Origin of the sequence: Pseudomonas sp. KB_15, from assembly GCF_052114525.1 — a bacterium.
Taxonomy (GTDB): Bacteria; Pseudomonadota; Gammaproteobacteria; order Pseudomonadales; family Pseudomonadaceae; genus Aquipseudomonas.
In genome coordinates this window covers 246,736-265,034 of sequence record NZ_JBFREX010000001.1, presented here as the reverse complement: position 1 = coordinate 265,034, position 18,299 = coordinate 246,736, and the positions used below count along the sequence as shown (strand labels likewise).

The window sequence follows — 18,299 nt, the reverse complement described above, 5'->3', positions numbered from 1 at the left end:
ATCGTATTCGCCTTTTGCGGGCCCCGGGCCTGTAGCTGATACGTGAGGTAGTTGAGTTCATGTCCTTTACCCGTCGCCAAATCCTCGGTGGCCTGGCCGGTCTTGTTGTCGTTGGCGTGGGAGCCGGAGGGGCGTCGCGTTACTGGTTGGGCAAGATGGCCGACGCTGACGCGGGCCACGACTATGAACTGATCGCGGCGCCGCTGGACGTCGAACTGGTGGCCGGGCACAACACCCAGGCCTGGGCGTTCGGCCCTTCGGCGCCGGGTACCGAGTTGCGGGCGCGCCAGGGTGACTGGTTGCGGGTGCGTTTCATCAACCACTTGCCGGTTGCCACCACCATTCACTGGCACGGCATCCGCTTGCCGCTGGAAATGGACGGCGTGCCTTACGTCTCGCAGCTTCCGGTGCTGCCGGGCGAGTATTTCGACTACAAATTCCGCGTACCCGATGCCGGCAGCTATTGGTATCACCCGCACGTGAACAGCAGCGAAGAACTCGGTCGCGGGCTAGTCGGGCCTTTGATTGTCGAAGAACGCGAGCCGACCGGTTTCAAGTACGAAAAAACCTTGAGCCTGAAGAGCTGGCACGTCGACGAGGAGGGCAATTTCGTCGAGTTCAGCATTCCCCGGGAAGCGGCCCGGGGCGGCACGGCAGGGCGCCTGGCGACCATCAATGGCGTGCCGCAAGCAGTGATCGAGTTGCCGGCCGGGCAGATCACCCGCGTGCGTTTGCTCAACCTCGACAACACATTGACCTATCGCCTGAACATTCCCGGCGTCGAAGCGCAGATCTATGCGCTGGACGGAAACCCCATCGAGCCACGCCCGCTTGGCAAGGAGTACTGGCTCGGCCCCGGTATGCGCATTTGCCTGGCGATAAAGGCCCCGCCGGCCGGTGAAGAGTTGTCCCTGCGTAACGGTCCGGTGCGCCTGGGCACGTTCCGTTCGGTGGCCAATAGCGATGCGCCGACCGAGTGGCCGCCGGCACTGCCGGCCAACCCGATCGCCGAGCCCGACCTGGCCAATGCCGAGAAACTCAACTTCAATTTCGAATGGGTCGGCTCGGTATCGGTCAACGTCGACAACGGCAAGCCGCCGAGCTTGTGGCAAATCAACGGCAAGGCCTGGGACATCACCGACAAGACTTGCGCCGACCGCCCGATTGCCAAGCTCGAGAAGGGCAAGAGCTACATTTTCGAATTGAAAAACATGACTCAGTATCAGCACCCGATCCACCTGCACGGCATGAGTTTCAAGGTCATCGCCTCGAACCGGCACAAGGTCATTCCGTACTTCACCGACACTTACCTGCTGGGCAAGAACGAGCGCGCGCAAGTGGCGCTGGTGGCGGATAACCCCGGGGTGTGGATGTTCCATTGCCATGTGATCGACCACATGGAAACCGGCCTGATGGCCGCCATCGAGGTGGCGTGATGCGTCAGATTCGTCCCGCCGCGATCATCGACCGCAGCCGTGACCGCGACTTCATGCGCGAAGCCCTGGCCCTGGCGGCTCAAGGCGCAGCCCTGGGCGAAGTGCCGGTGGGCGCGGTGCTGGTGCAGGACGGGGAAATCATCGGTCGCGGCTTCAACTGCCCGATCAGCGCCAGCGATCCCAGCGCCCACGCGGAAATGGTCGCGATCCGCGCCGCTGCGCAAGCGGTGAGCAACTATCGCCTGCCGGGCAGCACACTGTATGTGACGCTGGAACCGTGCAGCATGTGCGCCGGCCTGATCGTACATTCGCGGATTGCACGGGTGGTATACGGCGCGCTGGAGCCGAAAGCCGGGATTGTGCAGAGCCAGGGGCAGTTCTTTACCCAGGGCTTCTTGAATCACCGGGTGCTGTATGAAGGCGGGGTGTTGGCGGAAGAATGTGGGGCGGTGCTCAGCGAATTCTTCAAGGCCCGCAGAGCAAAGCCTTCAGACTGAACACCGTACCCCTGTGGGAGCGGGCTTGCTCGCGAATGCGGTGTGTCAGTGACTTATATGCCAACTGATACTCCCTCTTCGCGAGCAAGCCCGCTCCCACATTTGATCTTCAGTGGCCGTTACTTACGGGCCACGATGACCGCCCGCATCGGCGCCGGCAACCCTTCAATCGTCTTGCTGTGATCCTCGGGATCGAGGAAGTCACTGAGCGACTGATACTTCATCCACTCCGTCCCGCGCTGTTCCTCGACCGTGGTGGTGCTCACATCCACGCACTTCACATCGGTGAACCCGGCACGACGCAGCCACAGCTCCAGCGCCGGCACCGACGGCAGGAACCACACGTTACGCATCTGCGCGTAGCGGTCTTCCGGCACCAGCACCTGATGCTTGTCGCCTTCGACCACCAGCGTTTCCAGCACCAGTTCACCGCCCTTGACCAGGCAATCCTTCAGCGCCAGCAAATGCTCGATGGGCGAACGGCGGTGATAGAACACGCCCATGGAAAACACCGTGTCGAAGCCTTCGAGGTTCGGCGGCAGGTCTTCAAAGGGAAACGGCAGGTGCCAGGCGTTCGGCTCCGACAGGTAACGCTGCACGGCCTGGAACTGGCAGAAGAACAGCCAGTTCGGGTCGACACCGATCACGCTGTCCGCGCCGGCGCCGAGCATGCGCCACATGTAATAGCCGTTGCCGCAGCCGACATCGAGGATGCGCTTGCCCGCAAGGTCCAGGTGCGGTGCCACACGGGACCATTTCCAGTCCGAGCGCCATTCGGTGTCGACGTGCACACCGAACAGGTCGAACGGCCCCTTGCGCCATGGCGACAAGCCCATCAACGCGGTGCGCATTTGCGCGCGGGTTGCATCGTCGCAGTCGGTGTCCAGCTTCAAGCCGTTGAGCAAATCGACTTCGCTCGGCTGGATTTTCGGCAAGGCGTCCAGCGCGCTTTGCCAGCGCTCCAGGTCGCCATGACCTTTTTCCATTTTCCTGTCGAGTTGCGCTTGCAGGGTGTTGGCCCAGTCGGCCAGCGGGGTGCCGGCCAGGCGGCGGGCGAGGGGGGACAGATCAATCATGGCAAGGCAATCAACGAGGCAAAGTTAAGACACTGGAACCACGGCACGACTTTCGAGAACCCGGCGGCCAGCAGGCGTTCGCGGTGTTCTTCGAGGCTGTCGGGCTTCATGACGTTTTCGATGGCGCTGCGCTTCTGGGCGATTTCCAGTTCGCTGTAGCCGTTGGCGCGTTTGAAGGCGATGTGCAGGTCAGTGAGCAACGCGTGTTCCTGCTCGTCTTCGAAGCGCAGTTTTTCCGAGAGAATCAGGGCACCGCCAGGCAACAGCGATTGGCGGATGCGCGATAACAACGCCGTGCGCTGCTCCGGGGCAATGAATTGCAGGGTGAAGTTCAGCGCCACTACCGAGGCAGGCTGGAACTCCAGAGCGAGGATGTCGCCTTCGATCACTTCGACCGGCAGCAACTCCTGGAACATCGAATCCTGTCCGTTGAGGTACTCGCGGCAACGTTCGACCATCGCCGCCGAGTTATCCACAGCGATCACCCGGCAACCGTCGGTGCGCACGTGCCGGCGCAGGGCCTGAGTCACGGCCCCCAGCGACGAGCCCAGGTCGTAGAGCACGCTGCCCGGCTGGGCGAACTGTGCGGCGAGCACGCCAAGGTTTTCGACGATGGTCGGATAGCCCGGCACCGAGCGCTTGATCATGTCCGGGAACACCCGCACCACATCCTCGTTAAAGGCGAAGTCAGGCACCTGGGCCAAAGGCTGGGCGAAAAGGCGATCGGATTCTTTGCTCACGGCGGTTCCAGCGGCGTAGGTGGAAAAGGCCGGCATTTTAGCCAAGTTGGCGCGGGGATGCGCGGGTTGTCTGATAAACCGCCGGATGAGCGCGCAATCCAGGTAGCAGCTGCCGAAGGCTGCGTTCGGCTGCGAAGCAGTCGTAAATCTTGCGACTCGTTTTTCAGGTGGACTGGATGGCGAGGGCTTCGCCCTCGAACGCAGCCTTCGGCAGCTGCTACAAAGTGCGGCGGGACTGGGGAAATGCCGAGGCTGTTATCCCCCATTGCCCCAACCAGTAACTGAGGATGATCACATAAGCCGCCGCGTCGAACGGCACCACAAAACGGCTGATGCCAATCACGCTGTCCGAGAACACAAACGCCATCGCTCCGCCTGCCGCCAGCAGCGCCGAACGCTTGGGCACGTCAGTGCCGAGCCGCGCGAGCGCGCGCCAGAGCATGGCGCTGATGGCCAGGCCGTAGACGATCACCGGAACCAGTAGTGGCCCCAGTCCATGAGCAATCAGAATCCCCAACAGCACCGCACCGACGCCGAGGGCGATGATCAGGGGTAAAGGAGCCAGGCGCCGGCAATCGCTCAGGTAGGCTTTCAGATAGGCCAGGTGGGCGACCAGAAACGCGCCCAGGCCAAACACGAACAAGTCCCCCGGCCAGGCCAGCAACACGTCGCCGAGCAAGGAAAAGATCAAGCCCAGGCTGATCCAGCGCCGATATTCGCCGGGCGGTGCGTCATGCAGCCACCCGAGCAGGGCCAGCACCGGCAGCGGCTTGACCAGCAGGCACAGCATGGAGGCCTGCACGCTCAGGCCATAAAGAAAGGTCACCGCGCCCATCAGCGCCAGAATCAGCCAGCCCACGGTCAGTTAACCGAGATCGCGCAGTCGAACGAGTCCACCGGCAACACTTCCGGTGCCCATGGCTGTTGCGAGGTCAGGCGCAAACGTCCCGTGCCGGTCGCAAAAGCCTGAAAGCGCCAAGTCGAGACCCCGGCCGAACCGACGATGCCGGCATCTTCGGGGTTTCGATAAACCTCAGGCCCCAAGGCGTGCAGTACGCCGCCAGCCGAATCCTGGATTGCCCAGCGATAGCCCGTGGTCGGATTGCTCGGCAGGGTCAGGATCAGGTTTTGCCCATTACTGAGCTGCACCGGGCATTCGCTTTGTTTTTCCACGGTCACGTTGTGTGCAGGTTGCGTGGCGCACGCGGCCAGCAAGGCGAGGGTGAGGGGGGCAAGCAGGCGAATGGGGGACATGGGGTCGGGGGCTCCGGCGTTCACGACGAACGGCGAGCATAACTTAAGATGAGACAAAGTGTGACAGTCAGCCTGGACGGTGGTGTCAGGACTGACGCCTTCGCGGGCAAGCCCGCTCCCACAGGGATTGAGGGTGCACACAAGTGTTGTGACCGACTCAATTTCCTGTGGGAGCGGGCTTGCCCGCGAAGACGGCGGTACAGGCGCTACAAGAGTATCAGAACAACACCTTCGCCACATCCGCAAAGCGTTTGGCAAAGTGCACGGTAATCCCTTCCTTCAGATACTCCGGCAGCTCCTCGAAATTCCCCTGATTCGCTTCCGGCAAAATCAGTTCGAAAATCTTCTGCCGCCGCGCCGCAATCACCTTTTCCCGCACCCCGCCAATCGGCAGCACATGCCCGGTCAATGTCAATTCACCGGTCATGGCCACGCCTTTCTTCGGCGGCTGGTTGCGCGCCAGCGACAGCAGTGCACTGGCCATGGTCACGCCGGCGCTCGGGCCGTCTTTCGGTGTGGCGCCTTCCGGCACGTGCAGGTGCACGAAGGCTTCGTCGAAGAATTTCGGATCGCCGCCATACGACTTCAGGTGCGAGCTGACGTAGCTGTAGGCGATTTCCGCTGACTCCTTCATCACATCGCCCAGTTGCCCGGTGAGCTTGAACCCACGGTTGAGGGTGTGGATGCGCGTGGCTTCGATCGGCAGGGTCGCGCCGCCCATGCTGGTCCAGGCAAGACCGGTGATGACGCCGACACCCGACAGTACCTGCTCGTTGCGGAACACCGGTTTGCCGAGGGACGTTTCCAGGTCTTTCGGGCCGAGTTTGATCACGGCGTTCGGCTCATCGAGCAGTTTCATCACCGCTTTGCGCACCAGTTTGCCGAGGTTTTTTTCCAGCTGGCGCACGCCGGCTTCACGGGCATAACCGTCGACCAGCGCCTTGAGCGCGCTGTCGCTGATGCTCAGGCTGCCTTTGGACACCCCGGCCTTTTCCAGTTGCTTGGGCCACAGGTGACGCTTGGCGATGGCGACTTTTTCCTCGGTGATGTAGCCCGACAGGCGAATCACTTCCATCCGGTCCAGCAGCGGGCTGGGGATCGAATCGAGCGTGTTGGCGGTGCACACGAACAGCACTTTCGACAGGTCCAGGCGCAGGTCCAGGTAGTGGTCGAGGAATTCGACGTTCTGCTCCGGATCGAGGGTTTCCAGCAGCGCCGAGGCCGGGTCGCCCTGGTAGCTCTGGCCCATCTTGTCGATCTCGTCGAGCATGATCACCGGGTTCATCACTTCGACGTCTTTCAACGCCTGCACCAGTTTGCCCGGTTGCGCGCCGATGTAGGTGCGGCGGTGGCCCTTGATCTCGGCCTCGTCACGCATGCCGCCAAGGCTGAAGCGATAGAACGGCCGGCCCAGGGATTCGGCGATGGATTTGCCGACGCTGGTCTTGCCCACACCCGGCGGCCCCACCAGCAACACTATGGAACCGCTGATCTCGCCTTTGTAGGCCCCGACCGCGAGGAACTCGAGGATGCGGTCCTTGATGTCGTCGAGGCCGGCATGGTGTTTGTCCAGCACCTTGCGCGCGTGCTTGAGGTCGAGTTTGTCTTCACCGTATATGCCCCACGGCACCGAGGTCGCCCAATCGAGGTAATTGCGGGTGACCGCATACTCGGGCGAGCCGGTTTCCAGCACCGACAGCTTGTTCATTTCCTCTTCGATGCGTTTCTGAGCTTGTGGCGACAGGACCTTGCCGGTCAGGCGCTGTTCGAACTGTTCAAGGTCGGCGCTGCGGTCGTCCTTGGTCAGGCCGAGTTCCTGCTGGATGACCTTGAGTTGCTCCTTGAGGAAGAACTCGCGCTGATGCTCGCCGATCTTGCGGTTAACTTCGGCGGAAATCTCCTTTTGCAGACGCGCGACTTCGACTTCCTTGCGCAGCATCGGCAGGACTTTTTCCATGCGCTTGAGCATCGGCACGCAGTCGAGCACTTCCTGCAACTCGCTGCCGGTGGCCGAGGTCAGGGCGGCCGCGAAGTCGGTCAGCGGCGACGGATCGTTGGGGCTGAAACGGTTGAGGTAGTTCTTCAGCTCTTCGCTGTACAGCGGGTTGAGCGGCAGCAGCTCCTTGATCGCATTGATCAACGCCATGCCGTAGGCCTTGACCTCGTCGGTCGGCTCGGTGGGTTGGTGCGGGTATTCGACTTCCACCAGATACGGCGGGCGGTGATGCTTGAGCCAGGTCTTGAGGCGTACACGGGTCAGGCCCTGGGCGACGAACTGCAGCTTGCCGTTTTCGCGGCTGGCATGGTGCACCTTGACCAGAGTGCCGTAGAGCGGCAGGGCCGAGGTGTCGAAATGGCGCGGGTCATCCTGGGGCGTGTCCATGTAGAACAGGGCCAGGGAGTGGTGTTCGGACTTGGCCACCAGGTCCAGGGTCTCGGCCCACGGCTCTTCGTTGACAATGACCGGCAGCACCTGGGCCGGGAAGAACGGTCGGTTGTGAATCGGGATGATGTAGACCTTGTCCGGCAGGTTCTGGCCGGGCAGGGCCAGGCCTTTGCCGGGTTTGTGCTGTGGGGCGTTTTCCGGATCGGCGTATTCGCTCGGGTCTTCGGGGAATTCTTGCTGGTCGCTCATGGGGGCACCTGCGCAATGGGTATGGGTCTTAGATGGGGCAGGTTGGCGGTGGTTTCAACGGGCATTTTCTGCAAGGGCGTGTTTCGACGGCGTGTTCAGCGCAGAGACAGGTTAGCTGGATTTCGGCACGACACCGTTCAACTGTAGGGGCGAGCCTGCTCGCGATAGCGGTCTGACAGTCACTTCAAGGATATCTGTCATGTCCCCATCGCGAGCAGGCTCACTCCTACAATGGGGCGATGGTGACCATAAAAAAGGCGACGCCTGTGAGGGCGTCGCCTTTTTTTGACTGCCGCTAAAACTTACTCGGACAGTTTGTACGCAATCACATAGTCACCCATTTTGGTGCCCAGTGAGCCGTGGCCACCGACGACCAACAGCACGTACTGCTTGCCGTCCTTGCCGGTGTAGGTCATCGGCGTAGCCTGACCGCCAGCCGGCAGGCGCGATTTCCAAAGCTCGTTGCCGGTGTTGACGTCATAGGCGCGCAGGTATTGATCCAGCGTGCCGCTCAGGAAGCCGACGCCGCCGGCGGTGACCATCGAGCCGCCCATGCTTGGCACGCCGAGTGTCAGGCCGATAGGCAATGGCGAGCTGTCGCGGCTGGTGCCGTTCTTGCGTTTCCACACGACTTTGCTTGTGGTCAGGTCGATGCCGGCCACGTAGCCCCAGGCCGGAGCCTGGCACGGTACGCCGAACGGCGACATGAATGGGTGCATGATCACCGCGTAAGGTGCGCCGGTGTTCGGTTGCACGCCCGCTGTTTCGCTCTCGCGCTTGCTGCCGGCCGCGACTTCGGCGCGAGGCACCATTTTCGAGACGAAGGCCATGTAGTTCGGGCTGGTGAACAGCATCTGGCGAACCGGGTCGACCGAAACTCCGCCCCAGTTGAAGACGCCGACGTTACCCGGATAGATCAGGCTGCCCTGTTCCGACGGCGGGGTGTATTGACCTTCGTAACGCAGCTCCTTGAACTGGATGCGGCACAGCATCTGGTCAAACGGGCTGGCGCCCCACATGGCTTTTTCGGTCAGTTCCGGGGCCAGCAGGTTCAGGTCCGAACGGGCCTGGGTCGGCGCGGTGTGGTCACCTTTCACGGCGCCTTGCGGAACCGGGATTTCCTTGATCGGGATGATCGGCGTGCCGTCACGACGGTCGAGTACGTACAGGCTGCCTTGCTTGGTCGGTTGGATCACGGCCGGCTTGATGCCGTCGGCGGTTTTCAAGTCCAGCAGGGTTGGCTGGCTGCCGACGTCCATGTCCCACAGGTCATGGTGAGTGAACTGGTAGTTCCAGCGCACCTTGCCGGTGGCCAGGTCCAGCGCGACCAGGCCGGCACTGAACTTCTCGGCGCCCGGGGTGCGGTCTGCGCCCCACTGGTCAGGGGTCTGGTTGCCCAGCGGCAGGTAGACCATGCCGAGTTTTTCGTCGACGCTGGCCAGCGACCACATGTTGGCCGAATTGCGGCTGTAGTGTTCGCCCTCTGGCAGCGGTTCGGTCGCGTCAGGATTGTTGCTGTCCCAGTTCCACACCAGATGACCGTCGTGTACGTCAAAGGCACGGATCACGCCGGATGGCTCGTTGGTCGACTCGTTGTCGGTGACGTGGCCGCCCATGATCACCAGGTCGCGGGTGATCGCTGCCGGCGAGGTGGCGTAGTAGCCACCCGGGGTGAACGGTCCGATGCCTTGAGTCAGGTCAACCACACCGTTTTTACCGAAACCTTCGCAGACCTTGCCGGTATCGGCGTTGAGTGCGATCAGGCGTGCATCGGCGGTTGGCAGGTACAGACGACGCGGGCAGGCCTGGGCGACGGCTTTGCCGGCCTCGGAAATCACTGCCGAGGCAGCGTTTTCAGACTTGGCGTAGGCCGCTTCGTCGTAGTACGACACGCCACGGCAGGTCATGTGGGCGAAGCCCTTGAAACCCACCGGGCTCTTGATCTGCGGGTCGAAACGCCACAGTTCCTTGCCGGTGTCCGGGTCCAGCGCCAGCACCTTGCTGTGGGCGGTGCAGGCATAGAGCATGCCGTTGGCCTTGAGCGGGGTGTTTTCGTTGGTCAGTTCCACCGGGTCATCGGCGGTTGGCAGATCGCCAGTCTGGATACGCCAGGCTTCCTGCAGCTTGCCGACGTTACCCGGAGTGATCTGCTTGAGTGGCGAATAGCGGTCACCGAATTCGCTGCGGCCATAGGCCTGCCAGTCGCCTTCAGGCATCTGCGGCGCAGTGCTGGTCATGTCAGCCGATTCACGACCCAATTCGCCGAGTGTCTCGCCGGGATGGGTGAATTGGCTGGCCACGGCGGTGGCACCGGCCAGGACCACGGCCACGCTCAAGGCGCCTGTACCCATAGGGGCAGGGCCGTTGATCAGCAATGGACGACGGAACCACGGCAGCAGCATCACCACGCCGAGGGCGAACCACAGCGCCAGGCGTGGCACCAGTTGCCACCAGTCGAGGCCGACTTCCCACAGCGCCCAAACAGTACTGGCGAACAGCACCAGTGCGTACAGGCCCAGCGCCGCGCGGCGGGACGCGATCAGCAACACGCCGCTCAGCGCGATGCCGATACCGGCCAGCAGGTAATACAGCGAGCCGCCGAGCATGCTCAGCTTGATCCCCCCGGCCAGCATGGCCAGGCCCATTAGCAGAAGCAGTATGCCGAGCAGGGTCGGCCATAGACGGCTTCGACCCAAGGCACCATCAGTGCTCATAGTGTGGTTCTCCGTGACGTTTCAAGTAGTCCCGCGCAAGTTCACTGTAGATGACGATCCGGCGCGGGCATGTTGTAGGAGCGAGCTTGCTCGCGAAAAACCTGAGAACGCCGCGGGGTGTCAGGCTCGAAGCGTTATCGTTGACGTCCATCGCGAGCAGGCTCGCTCCTACAAAGGTTTTGTGGTGTTGCTTAGAACGACGACTGGACCTTGATCCCGCCGATCAGCGCGTCGTCGACCTGGTTCACACCACCGGGGTGGCGGATGTATTGCAGGTTCGGGCGCACGGTCAGCCAGTTGGTCACGTGCACGCCGTAATAGAGTTCGGCGCTGTATTCGGTGTCCTGCGGCGGCAGGAAGGCCGGGTCGTCGAAGTCGAAGACGGCGTGGGCCTGATTGGTCGCCTCGGCATTCTTGCGAAAGGCCGGGTTGACGTGGACGCGGGCCATGGCAAAGCCGATGTCGTCCCTGGCGCGCGCGTCGAACGGGCCTTTGTAGACGAGGCCCGCCTGGACGTAGTTGTCGATGGCGTTGGTCTTCTTGTCGTGCATTGTGCCGTTGGCGAACAGGCTCAGGCCGCGGGAGTGGTCGCTGGCGAGGCTGGTGACTTGCTGCTGAAGGCCGAGCCACACGCCGTGTTTGCTCGAAGCGCTGCGGTAGGCTTCGCCACTCAGGGCGGCAGGCTGGCCATTGCTGTCCTTGTAGACATCGGTGGCGTTGGCGCTGCTGTAGTAGTAACCGGCGCGGTATTCACCTGGCAGGCCGTTGAGCTTCGGCGTCCACACCAGTTCCACCGGCAGGACCGCGCCCTGGGTGCCGCTGCCGCTGAGCTTGAAGCCGTTGCCGCGGTCAAGGTTCGACGAATTTTGCTCATACGCGCCGATCTGCGCGTACAGCTGCGGCGTCAGATGATATTTGACCCGCAGCGCCCACTGGCTGACCGGCCAGTTGTACCAGATGTCGCCCGCCCAGTTGCCGACCTGGGAGCCGCAGAACGCCAGGTTCTGGAAGTCGCAGGGGAAGCTGTTGAAGTCTTCGCCTTCGCCGAAACGGCCGGCCTTGATGTCGAGTTTCTGGTCGAAGAATTTCTGCTGATACCACATCTGCGTCAGGCGCCAGGTCTGGCCACGGCCCCAGACTTCCTGGGCCGAGGTAAAGCCGCCGACACGCGGATCGTTGATGCGGTCGTTGCTGATGTTGTTGCCGCTGCGTTCGGTGATGGTCAGCTGGAACTCGGCGGCGTCCCAGCCGAGGATCTTCTGCAAGTCCAAATGAGTGCCGAGGGCAAACTGGTCGCTGTAGCGTGCGGTGCGATCGTGGTCGTGACCGCCATGCAGGTTGCTGCCCATTTCGCCGGTGTAATCGACTTTGAAGTCGTAGCCTTTTTCCGCAAGTTCGGTACGAGTGCCGTTCCAGTCGCCGAGCATCCACGGTGAGTCGCTATCGAAGGCTGGAGCCGAGTGAGCGCAAGTGGCAAGGCCCAAAGCGGTGAATCCGCCTATCAGGTTCAAGGTTTTTCGGCAGGCAACATGCTTAAAGACAGCGCTGTCTTTCGAAAGTTGGAAATCAGGCATAGAGAAGAAATTCTTGATCTTTTTCTGGGGATTAAACGGAAGAAATGGCTAGCAGAAGCGTTTCAGCTAAAGCGGGTGCAAGGATAATGATCTGTTACAAATAGAGAAAGGGCTTTTACTGACATGCATCCTTTCGGATTCGGTAACAGTTGTAGGAGCAAGCTCGCTCCTACATCTACAAGTTCGCCTAGATTTGATAGATCGCTTCCCCCCAACGAAGCCCTCGGCTAAGGTGCGCGGCTTCCAATTCCCACTCTGCTCGAAGGCCCGGCATGACTGAACACAACACCGATCCGTTGCATGGCGTGACGCTGGAACAGATCCTCAACGCGCTGGTTGAGCACTACGAGTGGTCGGGGCTGGCCGAGCGCATCGATATCCGCTGCTTCAAGAGCGACCCGAGCATCAAGTCGAGCCTGACGTTTCTGCGTAAAACCCCGTGGGCTCGGGAGAAGGTCGAGCGCCTGTATGTGAAGTTGATGCGCACCAAGCGTCCGCTCTGAACATGCTCAAGCCCTCGACGTCAGCGGCTGCCACGCGGCGTCGTTTTGTGGCCGTGGCGACGGTGCTCGGCTGGGCGGGTTTGAGCATCCAGATGTACCTGATTTTCCATTCGCGCTGGACTCTGGGCGCCAGCCTGATGGGCGGGCTGCTGAGCTTCTTCAGTTACTTCACCGTACTCAGCAATACCTTGGTGGCGACGGTATTGACCTGCGAACTGACATCCCGCGAATCGGCTGCGCGACGCTGGTTCTTGCAGCCAGGGGTCAGCAGTGGCGTCGCCGTGAGCATTGCGTTAGTCGGCCTGGCCTACAACCTGTTGCTGCGTCACTTGTGGCATCCCGAAGGCTGGCAATGGCTGGCCGATGAGCTGCTGCATGACGTCATGCCGCTGCTGTTTCTGGGCTACTGGTGGTGCTGTGTACCGAAGGGTACGTTGCGATTGGGGCACATCGCGTTGTGGATGATTTACCCGCTGGTGTACTTCGCCTACTCGCTGCTGCGCGGGCATCTGCTGGCGACTTATCCGTACCCGTTCATTGATGTGGAGAAGCTGGGTTATCCACAGGTGTTTATCAATGCGGGTGGGTTGTTGCTGGGGTTTGTGTTGATTGCACTGTTGCTGATCGGACTGGATCGCTGGCGTGCCACGACACGCTCTTTGTAGCAGCTGGCGTACCACGACACGCTCTTTGTAGCAGCTGGCGCAGCCTGCGTCCGGCTGCGCAGCAGTCGTAGAACCCGAGCACTCGGTCTGACTGATGCTCCACATCGTCTGACTTCACGACTGCTGCGCAGCCGGACGCAGGCTACGCCAGCTGCTACGGATCGCGGATGACTGGAACGACTTCGGCGTCAGTACCTGGAGCTGCCGCAGGCTGCGAACTTTCAAGGCTCAAACCTCTTCGCTGTCATCCAGCCGCCAGTAACCCACAGCCTTGACGAACTGCTCATCCAGCCCGTGTTCATCGAGCAACACCCGGCGAATTTGCCGCGACACCTTGCTCTCGGTCGCGACCCAGGCATACAAGCTTCCTGCAGGAACCTTGATCTGACGCACAGTGCTCAGCAAATGGTCCTTGCCACCTTCGCGCAGCACCCAGATCACATTGACTTCGGCAGCGCTGTGCAGCACTTGCTGCTCCTTGCCGTTCTCCACTTCGATGATCACCAGGGCACGCCGATTGGCCGCCAGCCCTTCCAGGCGCCGGGCGATGGCGGGCAGGGCGGTTTCGTCGCCGATCAGCAAGTAGCTGTCGAAGATGTCCGGCACGATCATCGAGCCCCTTGGCCCGCCGATGTGCAGGAACTGTCCAGGTTGGGCCTGTTCGGCCCAGGTCGCGGCCGGGCCGTCGCCGTGCAGCACAAAGTCGATGTCCAGTTCCAGCGTGTCGGGGTCATGGCGGCGCGGGGTGTAGTCGCGCATTTCAGGCAATGGACCGTTGGCCTTGCCGGCGCCCAGCACCAGGGTTTCCAGCGTTGCCGCTTGCTCGGCGTTCTGCGGGAACAGCAGCTTGACGTGGTCGTCCGTACCCAGGCTGACGAAGCCAGCCAGCTCAGGCCCGCCCAGGGTAATCCGGCGCATGCGCGGGGTCAGGTCGACCACCCGCAGCACTTCCAGGCGACGGCGTTTGATCTCGTGCATGACACGGTGAATGGTTGAGGCGATCACTTCAGTCATTCGGCTTTCTCCTGAACGGCCGGGCCGTCGACGATGGCCTTGGCGGTGTTGTTGAGCAGGTCGCGTACCCGCAGGATTTCGTCCGGGCTCCAGCGCCCATGGTGCATTTGCAGGGCGTGGCGCAGGTTATGCACGGCTTCATGGATTTCTGCCGGGCGATCATGTCCGCGTAGTGAACGCTTGCTGACGTCGATGCGCATCCGCACGCCATCCAGTGCAATGGCTTGCTCTTTCAGGAACAGACGCCCGGCATCGGTCACGCTGTAGCGTTTTTTCCCGCCTTCGGCATCGCCCGCAATCATTTCGCTTTCTTCAAGGAATGTCAGGGTCGGATAAATCACACCGGGGCTGGGGCTGTAGGCGCCGTCGAACATGCCTTCGATCTGGCGAATCAGGTCATAGCCGTGGCACGGCTGTTCGGCGATCAACGCCAACAGCAGCAATTTCAGGTCGCCGGGGGCGAACACCCGCGGGCCGCGACCGCCGCGTTCGCGGCCGGGGCGCTTCTCGAAGCCGTCACGGCCGTCGCCGTGTTCGCGGTGGGGGGAATGATGGTCTCTCATTTTTGCTTTCTCTCGTCGTGTTTAGATACAACTTAAGATATATCTTATCGGGCGAGCAAGGCTGACTGACCAGCGGCGCATCCGGCGGCAGGCGTAACCGTCATTGAAAATGGCGCTTTCACCGTTCCCGGAATTGCTTTTAATGGAGGTGGAAAAGTTGAAATTAGTGTTAACTCTCTAAATATTCGATTTGCGCCTTTATTTATTGATTATGTAATATCTCTCCTACAGAAGTTGCTGTGTCTTTGTCGGCTGTTATTAGTCGATCATTGGCTTCATGTAGTCCGTCTCTTACAGTCGAACAGTGAGTTTTTCGATAATTCAGTATTTTTCTTTCTGTGGTCGTGGCACTTTGGCTACGCACTTCATGGAACTTTCCTGCTTACTTTCCAGAAGAATTGCTTGATCATTCTTCGGCGTTGAAAGTTCGGGAGAACACAAAACTGCTCGTGACGGTTTTTTGTTTTGTCGGAACTTTCAATGAACCGAAAATTTTATAAAGACAGGTACTGAATGATGTTCAAGAAATTCGCGATTGCCGCTCCACTGGCTGTTCTGGCTCTGAGTTCTTCCGCCGTTTTTGCCGCGGGTGAAGCCCGTCACTCCATCAGCCTGGTTGCACATGTGCCGACCAACGGCTTTTATGTAGTCCCGGTCGATCCGGATCTGGTCAACAAAGACCAGGACATGAGCTTCCGGCCTTCCACCGGTACCATGGGCGAAGTCAACGGCTTCTTCGACATGCGCAACAACAACGGTTCGGTACACGCCAGCCTTGAAAGCGTGCCGAAGCTGATCTCCGGCGCCACGTCGATCGACCTGCAAGTGGCACTCAACAATGTAGTCCTGACCACGACGCCGCAAATGGTGGTCGGCGAGACCGAGTCGAACGTCAACTACCGCGCCCCACTCAACATCAAGGCTGTCGGCACTACCTTTACCCCGGGTGATTACACCGGTGCCGTCACCATGATGTTCGACGCAGTTCCTCCTGTTGCTCTTTGAAATTGAAAGAGTCGTAAGCGCTTACTTGCTTGAGTAACGTGACCGGCCGGCAAGTTTCAACTTGTCGGTCGGGTTCAACTTCTTCGTAATTAGAGTACTCGTTCATGTTCCCGATGACGCCCATCGCGGCAGCGCTTGCGTTGCTGTTATGTAGCAGTGCATTTGCGGCGCCCACTTCAATTGATAATACGCCCAGAAGTTTGCTGGCCCAGGCCAAAGGCTTGCCGGCGGATTTCGAGGAGCACTTTTTCGATGTGCCGCTGGCGGTTCGGGTCGAGCTCGATCAACAGCCACTCGGCGAGGCGATGATTGTGTTGTCCCGCGATGACCGGGTGACGTTGCTCGATTTTACCGATACCGGCGACAGTGAGCGCCAGACCTGGGTCGACATCCTCAAACCCGGCGTGGCACTGGGTGCCTGCTCGGGGCAGTGCCCGGAGAAGATGCTGGCGGTGCACTACAACCTTGAAAACTCTTTGCTGTCGATCGTCACTGAAAACGCCGAGCGCGCCAGCGAAGCCAGGCGTTTTTACGATCAACCCGAAGGTGGCAGCAGCGGCCTGATGGTACGTAACCAAATCAATCTCAATGGCGGTCAGGATCAGGACCTGGGCGGACGCTTCGGCCTCGAGGCCAGCGGCAGCCTGGGCAACTGGAGCCAGACCTTCAACATGCAACTGGCCCGTCTTGGTGGCCCGGACAACAAGACGTTCCACGCGGTACACGAACTTTTCACCCAGCGTGAACTGGAGGGCCGCTTTTTCCGCCTGGGCTATTTCACCCCCAATTCCGAAGGCCTGACCCGTCAGCCACGCTCGTTCGGGACCAGCCCCGACACCGCCGTGGGCGTGATGTATGGCAGTTCCGACAGCCTGGCAATCGACAGTCCGAAACCCAGTGTTTATCCCATCTATGTCACCGCCAACCGCCAGGCTTCGGTGGAGATCTTTCGTGATGGCTTGCTGATCAACACCCAATCGGTGCCCGCCGGTTTGCAGACCCTGGACACCCGGCCATTGCCCGGTGGCATTTACGATGTGGAAGTGCGCCTGATCGAAGATGGCCAGATCACCTCGACCACCCAGGAGCTGGTGTACAAGCCCAGCAACTGGCGCAACCTCGACGAGCGTTGGCGCTACAACCTGTTCGCCGGTCAGGAAAGCAAACTGCTCAGCAACTGGGATCAGCAGGCCAGTGGCGATGCGACCTTCGGCGCCTCTGCGAACTACTTGTTGCACCCTCGGGTGGTGCTGGGACTGTCGGCGCGCCAGGAGCGTGAGAAGCTGCAATTCGGCAGCTCCGTCGACTGGTCTCTGGCCAACAGCACCAGCGTGTATGCCAACGTTTATCAAACCCAGGACCATGGCACCGGCCTGGATCTGCAGGGCCTGTACAACTATGGCGCCGGCAGTCTGGTGATCAGCCACAACCGTAGCTGGCTCGATACCACCGACACTTTCGACACGTTGCCCGACGGCACTCGTGTGCGCCAACGTAATGTATTCACCGGCGAGACCAGCAACTCATCCCTGGCGCTGAACCACCGGATCAGCCGCAAAAACTCGCTCAACGCGCGGGTTTCCCACAGCGAAGGCAACGTTGAAGGCATGGGCGTAGACCTGGGCTGGACGCAGCGCACCGAGTTGTTTGGCAGCGACGCCAACTGGCGCCTGTCGTTGTTCGATCGCCCGGGTAGTTTCAGCAGCGACGATGCGCGCAATCGCGGGGTCGATCTGAGCCTCAACGTGGCGCTCGGCGGCAAGGGCCAACAGGTATCCGGCAGTATCGGCTCGCGCACCGCCCGCGATGGCAGCCGCGACACCAATGCCTCGCTCGGCTATCGCAAAGACTGGCAGGACCACGTCTTGCAGAGTGTATCGGTGACCGCATTGACCGACACCTACGGCATGGGCCTGTCGAGCCTGGCTAACTTTCGCACCGATGCGGTCAACGGCGACGGCTTTGTCCAGCGCTCGTCCTTCAACGGCAATTTCACTGGCGGCCTGAACCTCGACAGCACCCTGGTGGTGGGTGCCGAGCACATGGCGTTGACCAGCCAGCATCAAGGACGCGGCGCCGGGATGATCGTCGATGTCGAGTCCGACATCGACGGCATTGCCTTGCGCGCCGATGACCTGAGCGGCGGCAGTTCGGTGTTGCACCCGGGACGCAATTTCATACCGCTGACGGCCTACAGAAACAGCTCGGTGAGTTTCGACTTCGAAGGCAATCACGTTCCGGCGGCAAACATCGCACCGGCACGCACCCGTTATCACCTGAACAAGGGCGGCGTGGAATACCGCCAGATCCGGGTGATGAAAACCCTGACCGTGCTCGGGCGACTGCTCGATCCAAAGGGCCAGCCACTCAAGGGCCATCACGTGATCAACCACGCCAGTCGCGGCGTGAGTGAAGTCGACGGCTTCTTCTCCATGGAAATGAACGCCGGCTCACCGACGCTGGAAGTGCGGCATGCCGACCGCTTGCTGTGTCAGTTCCGACTCGATGTCGACAAGCATCGCCTGGAGAACAACGTGTTGATGATCGGGGATCTGCGGTGCAGTCCGGACACCTTGGCCGATGCCACCAACAACCCGCGCAAGGCCGGGTAAATGGCCCGGGC

15 protein-coding genes are annotated in these 18,299 nt (G+C 61.0%); 6 read left to right on the top strand and 9 right to left on the bottom strand.

Translation table 11 applies throughout. The annotated features are described in order from the left end of the window. The first annotated feature begins 59 nt into the window (after window positions 1–59). The gene (locus AB4Z35_RS01150; protein WP_442095740.1) at window positions 60–1,436 is read left to right on the top strand and encodes a multicopper oxidase family protein; all 1,377 of its coding nucleotides are present in this window, start codon (window positions 60–62) and stop codon (window positions 1,434–1,436) included. Beyond that, complete coding sequence (gene tadA / locus AB4Z35_RS01145; protein ID WP_442095739.1) at window positions 1,436–1,933, top strand: tRNA adenosine(34) deaminase TadA; 498 nt, start codon at window positions 1,436–1,438, stop codon at window positions 1,931–1,933. Before AB4Z35_RS01150 ends, tadA begins: the two co-directional genes overlap by 1 nt. A gap of 119 nt (window positions 1,934–2,052) precedes the next feature. Here the strand turns inward: tadA and cmoB are convergent, their stop codons facing one another. From cmoB to AB4Z35_RS01110, 7 genes are all read right to left on the bottom strand, one after another. Next, window positions 2,053–3,009: a tRNA 5-methoxyuridine(34)/uridine 5-oxyacetic acid(34) synthase CmoB gene (cmoB, locus tag AB4Z35_RS01140; protein WP_442095738.1), complete on the bottom strand. Its 957-nt coding sequence runs from the start codon at window positions 3,007–3,009 to the stop codon at window positions 2,053–2,055. Beyond that, entirely contained in the window at window positions 3,006–3,785 is a 780-nt protein-coding gene (gene cmoA, locus AB4Z35_RS01135; protein WP_442095737.1) for a carboxy-S-adenosyl-L-methionine synthase CmoA, read from the bottom strand. The genes cmoB and cmoA overlap by 4 nt, the downstream gene beginning before the upstream one ends. Before the next feature lie 181 nt (window positions 3,786–3,966). After that, entirely contained in the window at window positions 3,967–4,608 is a 642-nt protein-coding gene (locus AB4Z35_RS01130) for a lysoplasmalogenase (RefSeq protein WP_442095736.1), read from the bottom strand. Window positions 4,609–4,610: 2 nt separating this feature from the next. Then, on the bottom strand, window positions 4,611–5,003 hold the full coding sequence (locus AB4Z35_RS01125; protein ID WP_442095735.1) for a protease inhibitor I42 family protein: 393 nt from the start codon (window positions 5,001–5,003) through the stop codon (window positions 4,611–4,613). Between the two features lie 217 nt (window positions 5,004–5,220). Then, window positions 5,221–7,638, bottom strand: coding sequence for an endopeptidase La (lon, locus tag AB4Z35_RS01120; protein WP_442095734.1), 2,418 nt, complete (start codon window positions 7,636–7,638; stop codon window positions 5,221–5,223). A 302-nt stretch (window positions 7,639–7,940) separates the two neighbouring features. Continuing rightward, window positions 7,941–10,352: a glucose/quinate/shikimate family membrane-bound PQQ-dependent dehydrogenase gene (locus AB4Z35_RS01115; protein ID WP_442095733.1), complete on the bottom strand. Its 2,412-nt coding sequence runs from the start codon at window positions 10,350–10,352 to the stop codon at window positions 7,941–7,943. Window positions 10,353–10,543: 191 nt separating this feature from the next. Then, on the bottom strand, window positions 10,544–11,926 hold the full coding sequence (locus tag AB4Z35_RS01110) for a carbohydrate porin (protein WP_442095732.1): 1,383 nt from the start codon (window positions 11,924–11,926) through the stop codon (window positions 10,544–10,546). Window positions 11,927–12,198: 272 nt separating this feature from the next. Here AB4Z35_RS01110 and AB4Z35_RS01105 point away from each other — a divergent pair, with 272 nt between their 5' ends. Further along, entirely contained in the window at window positions 12,199–12,429 is a 231-nt protein-coding gene (locus AB4Z35_RS01105; RefSeq protein WP_007985772.1) for a VF530 family DNA-binding protein, read from the top strand. Between the two features lie 2 nt (window positions 12,430–12,431). Continuing rightward, window positions 12,432–13,094: a Pr6Pr family membrane protein gene (locus AB4Z35_RS01100; RefSeq protein ID WP_442095731.1), complete on the top strand. Its 663-nt coding sequence runs from the start codon at window positions 12,432–12,434 to the stop codon at window positions 13,092–13,094. A 228-nt stretch (window positions 13,095–13,322) separates the two neighbouring features. Here AB4Z35_RS01100 and AB4Z35_RS01095 read toward each other — a convergent pair whose 3' ends face one another. Together AB4Z35_RS01095 and AB4Z35_RS01090 are read right to left on the bottom strand one after the other, a co-directional pair. Further along, window positions 13,323–14,108, bottom strand: a complete 786-nt coding sequence (locus tag AB4Z35_RS01095) for a siderophore-interacting protein (RefSeq protein ID WP_442095730.1) — start codon at window positions 14,106–14,108, stop codon at window positions 13,323–13,325. After that, the gene (locus AB4Z35_RS01090) at window positions 14,105–14,671 is read right to left on the bottom strand and encodes a PadR family transcriptional regulator (protein WP_116260511.1); all 567 of its coding nucleotides are present in this window, start codon (window positions 14,669–14,671) and stop codon (window positions 14,105–14,107) included. Before AB4Z35_RS01090 ends, AB4Z35_RS01095 begins: the two co-directional genes overlap by 4 nt. A 513-nt stretch (window positions 14,672–15,184) precedes the next feature. On the opposite strand from AB4Z35_RS01090, the gene AB4Z35_RS01085 reads away from it, so the two are divergent. Next, the gene (locus AB4Z35_RS01085; RefSeq protein WP_008000195.1) at window positions 15,185–15,676 is read left to right on the top strand and encodes a CS1 type fimbrial major subunit; all 492 of its coding nucleotides are present in this window, start codon (window positions 15,185–15,187) and stop codon (window positions 15,674–15,676) included. A gap of 104 nt (window positions 15,677–15,780) precedes the next feature. Continuing rightward, a complete protein-coding gene (locus AB4Z35_RS01080; protein ID WP_442095729.1) occupies window positions 15,781–18,288 on the top strand; it encodes a CS1-pili formation C-terminal domain-containing protein in 2,508 nt (835 codons plus the stop codon). Window positions 18,289–18,299: the final 11 nt, after the last annotated feature.

Coding starts and splice junctions, on each gene's coding strand:
- AB4Z35_RS01080 (WP_442095729.1), top strand. CDS start 15,781: ATGTTCCCGATGACGCCCATCGCGGCAGCGCTTGCGTTGCTGTTATGT.
- tadA (WP_442095739.1), top strand. CDS start 1,436: ATGCGTCAGATTCGTCCCGCCGCGATCATCGACCGCAGCCGTGACCGC.
- AB4Z35_RS01095 (WP_442095730.1), bottom strand. CDS start 14,108: ATGACTGAAGTGATCGCCTCAACCATTCACCGTGTCATGCACGAGATC.
- cmoB (WP_442095738.1), bottom strand. CDS start 3,009: ATGATTGATCTGTCCCCCCTCGCCCGCCGCCTGGCCGGCACCCCGCTG.
- AB4Z35_RS01090 (WP_116260511.1), bottom strand. CDS start 14,671: ATGAGAGACCATCATTCCCCCCACCGCGAACACGGCGACGGCCGTGAC.
- AB4Z35_RS01100 (WP_442095731.1), top strand. CDS start 12,432: ATGCTCAAGCCCTCGACGTCAGCGGCTGCCACGCGGCGTCGTTTTGTG.
- AB4Z35_RS01125 (WP_442095735.1), bottom strand. CDS start 5,003: ATGTCCCCCATTCGCCTGCTTGCCCCCCTCACCCTCGCCTTGCTGGCC.
- AB4Z35_RS01115 (WP_442095733.1), bottom strand. CDS start 10,352: ATGAGCACTGATGGTGCCTTGGGTCGAAGCCGTCTATGGCCGACCCTG.
- AB4Z35_RS01110 (WP_442095732.1), bottom strand. CDS start 11,926: ATGCCTGATTTCCAACTTTCGAAAGACAGCGCTGTCTTTAAGCATGTT.
- AB4Z35_RS01105 (WP_007985772.1), top strand. CDS start 12,199: ATGACTGAACACAACACCGATCCGTTGCATGGCGTGACGCTGGAACAG.
- lon (WP_442095734.1), bottom strand. CDS start 7,638: ATGAGCGACCAGCAAGAATTCCCCGAAGACCCGAGCGAATACGCCGAT.
- cmoA (WP_442095737.1), bottom strand. CDS start 3,785: ATGCCGGCCTTTTCCACCTACGCCGCTGGAACCGCCGTGAGCAAAGAA.
- AB4Z35_RS01085 (WP_008000195.1), top strand. CDS start 15,185: ATGATGTTCAAGAAATTCGCGATTGCCGCTCCACTGGCTGTTCTGGCT.
- AB4Z35_RS01150 (WP_442095740.1), top strand. CDS start 60: ATGTCCTTTACCCGTCGCCAAATCCTCGGTGGCCTGGCCGGTCTTGTT.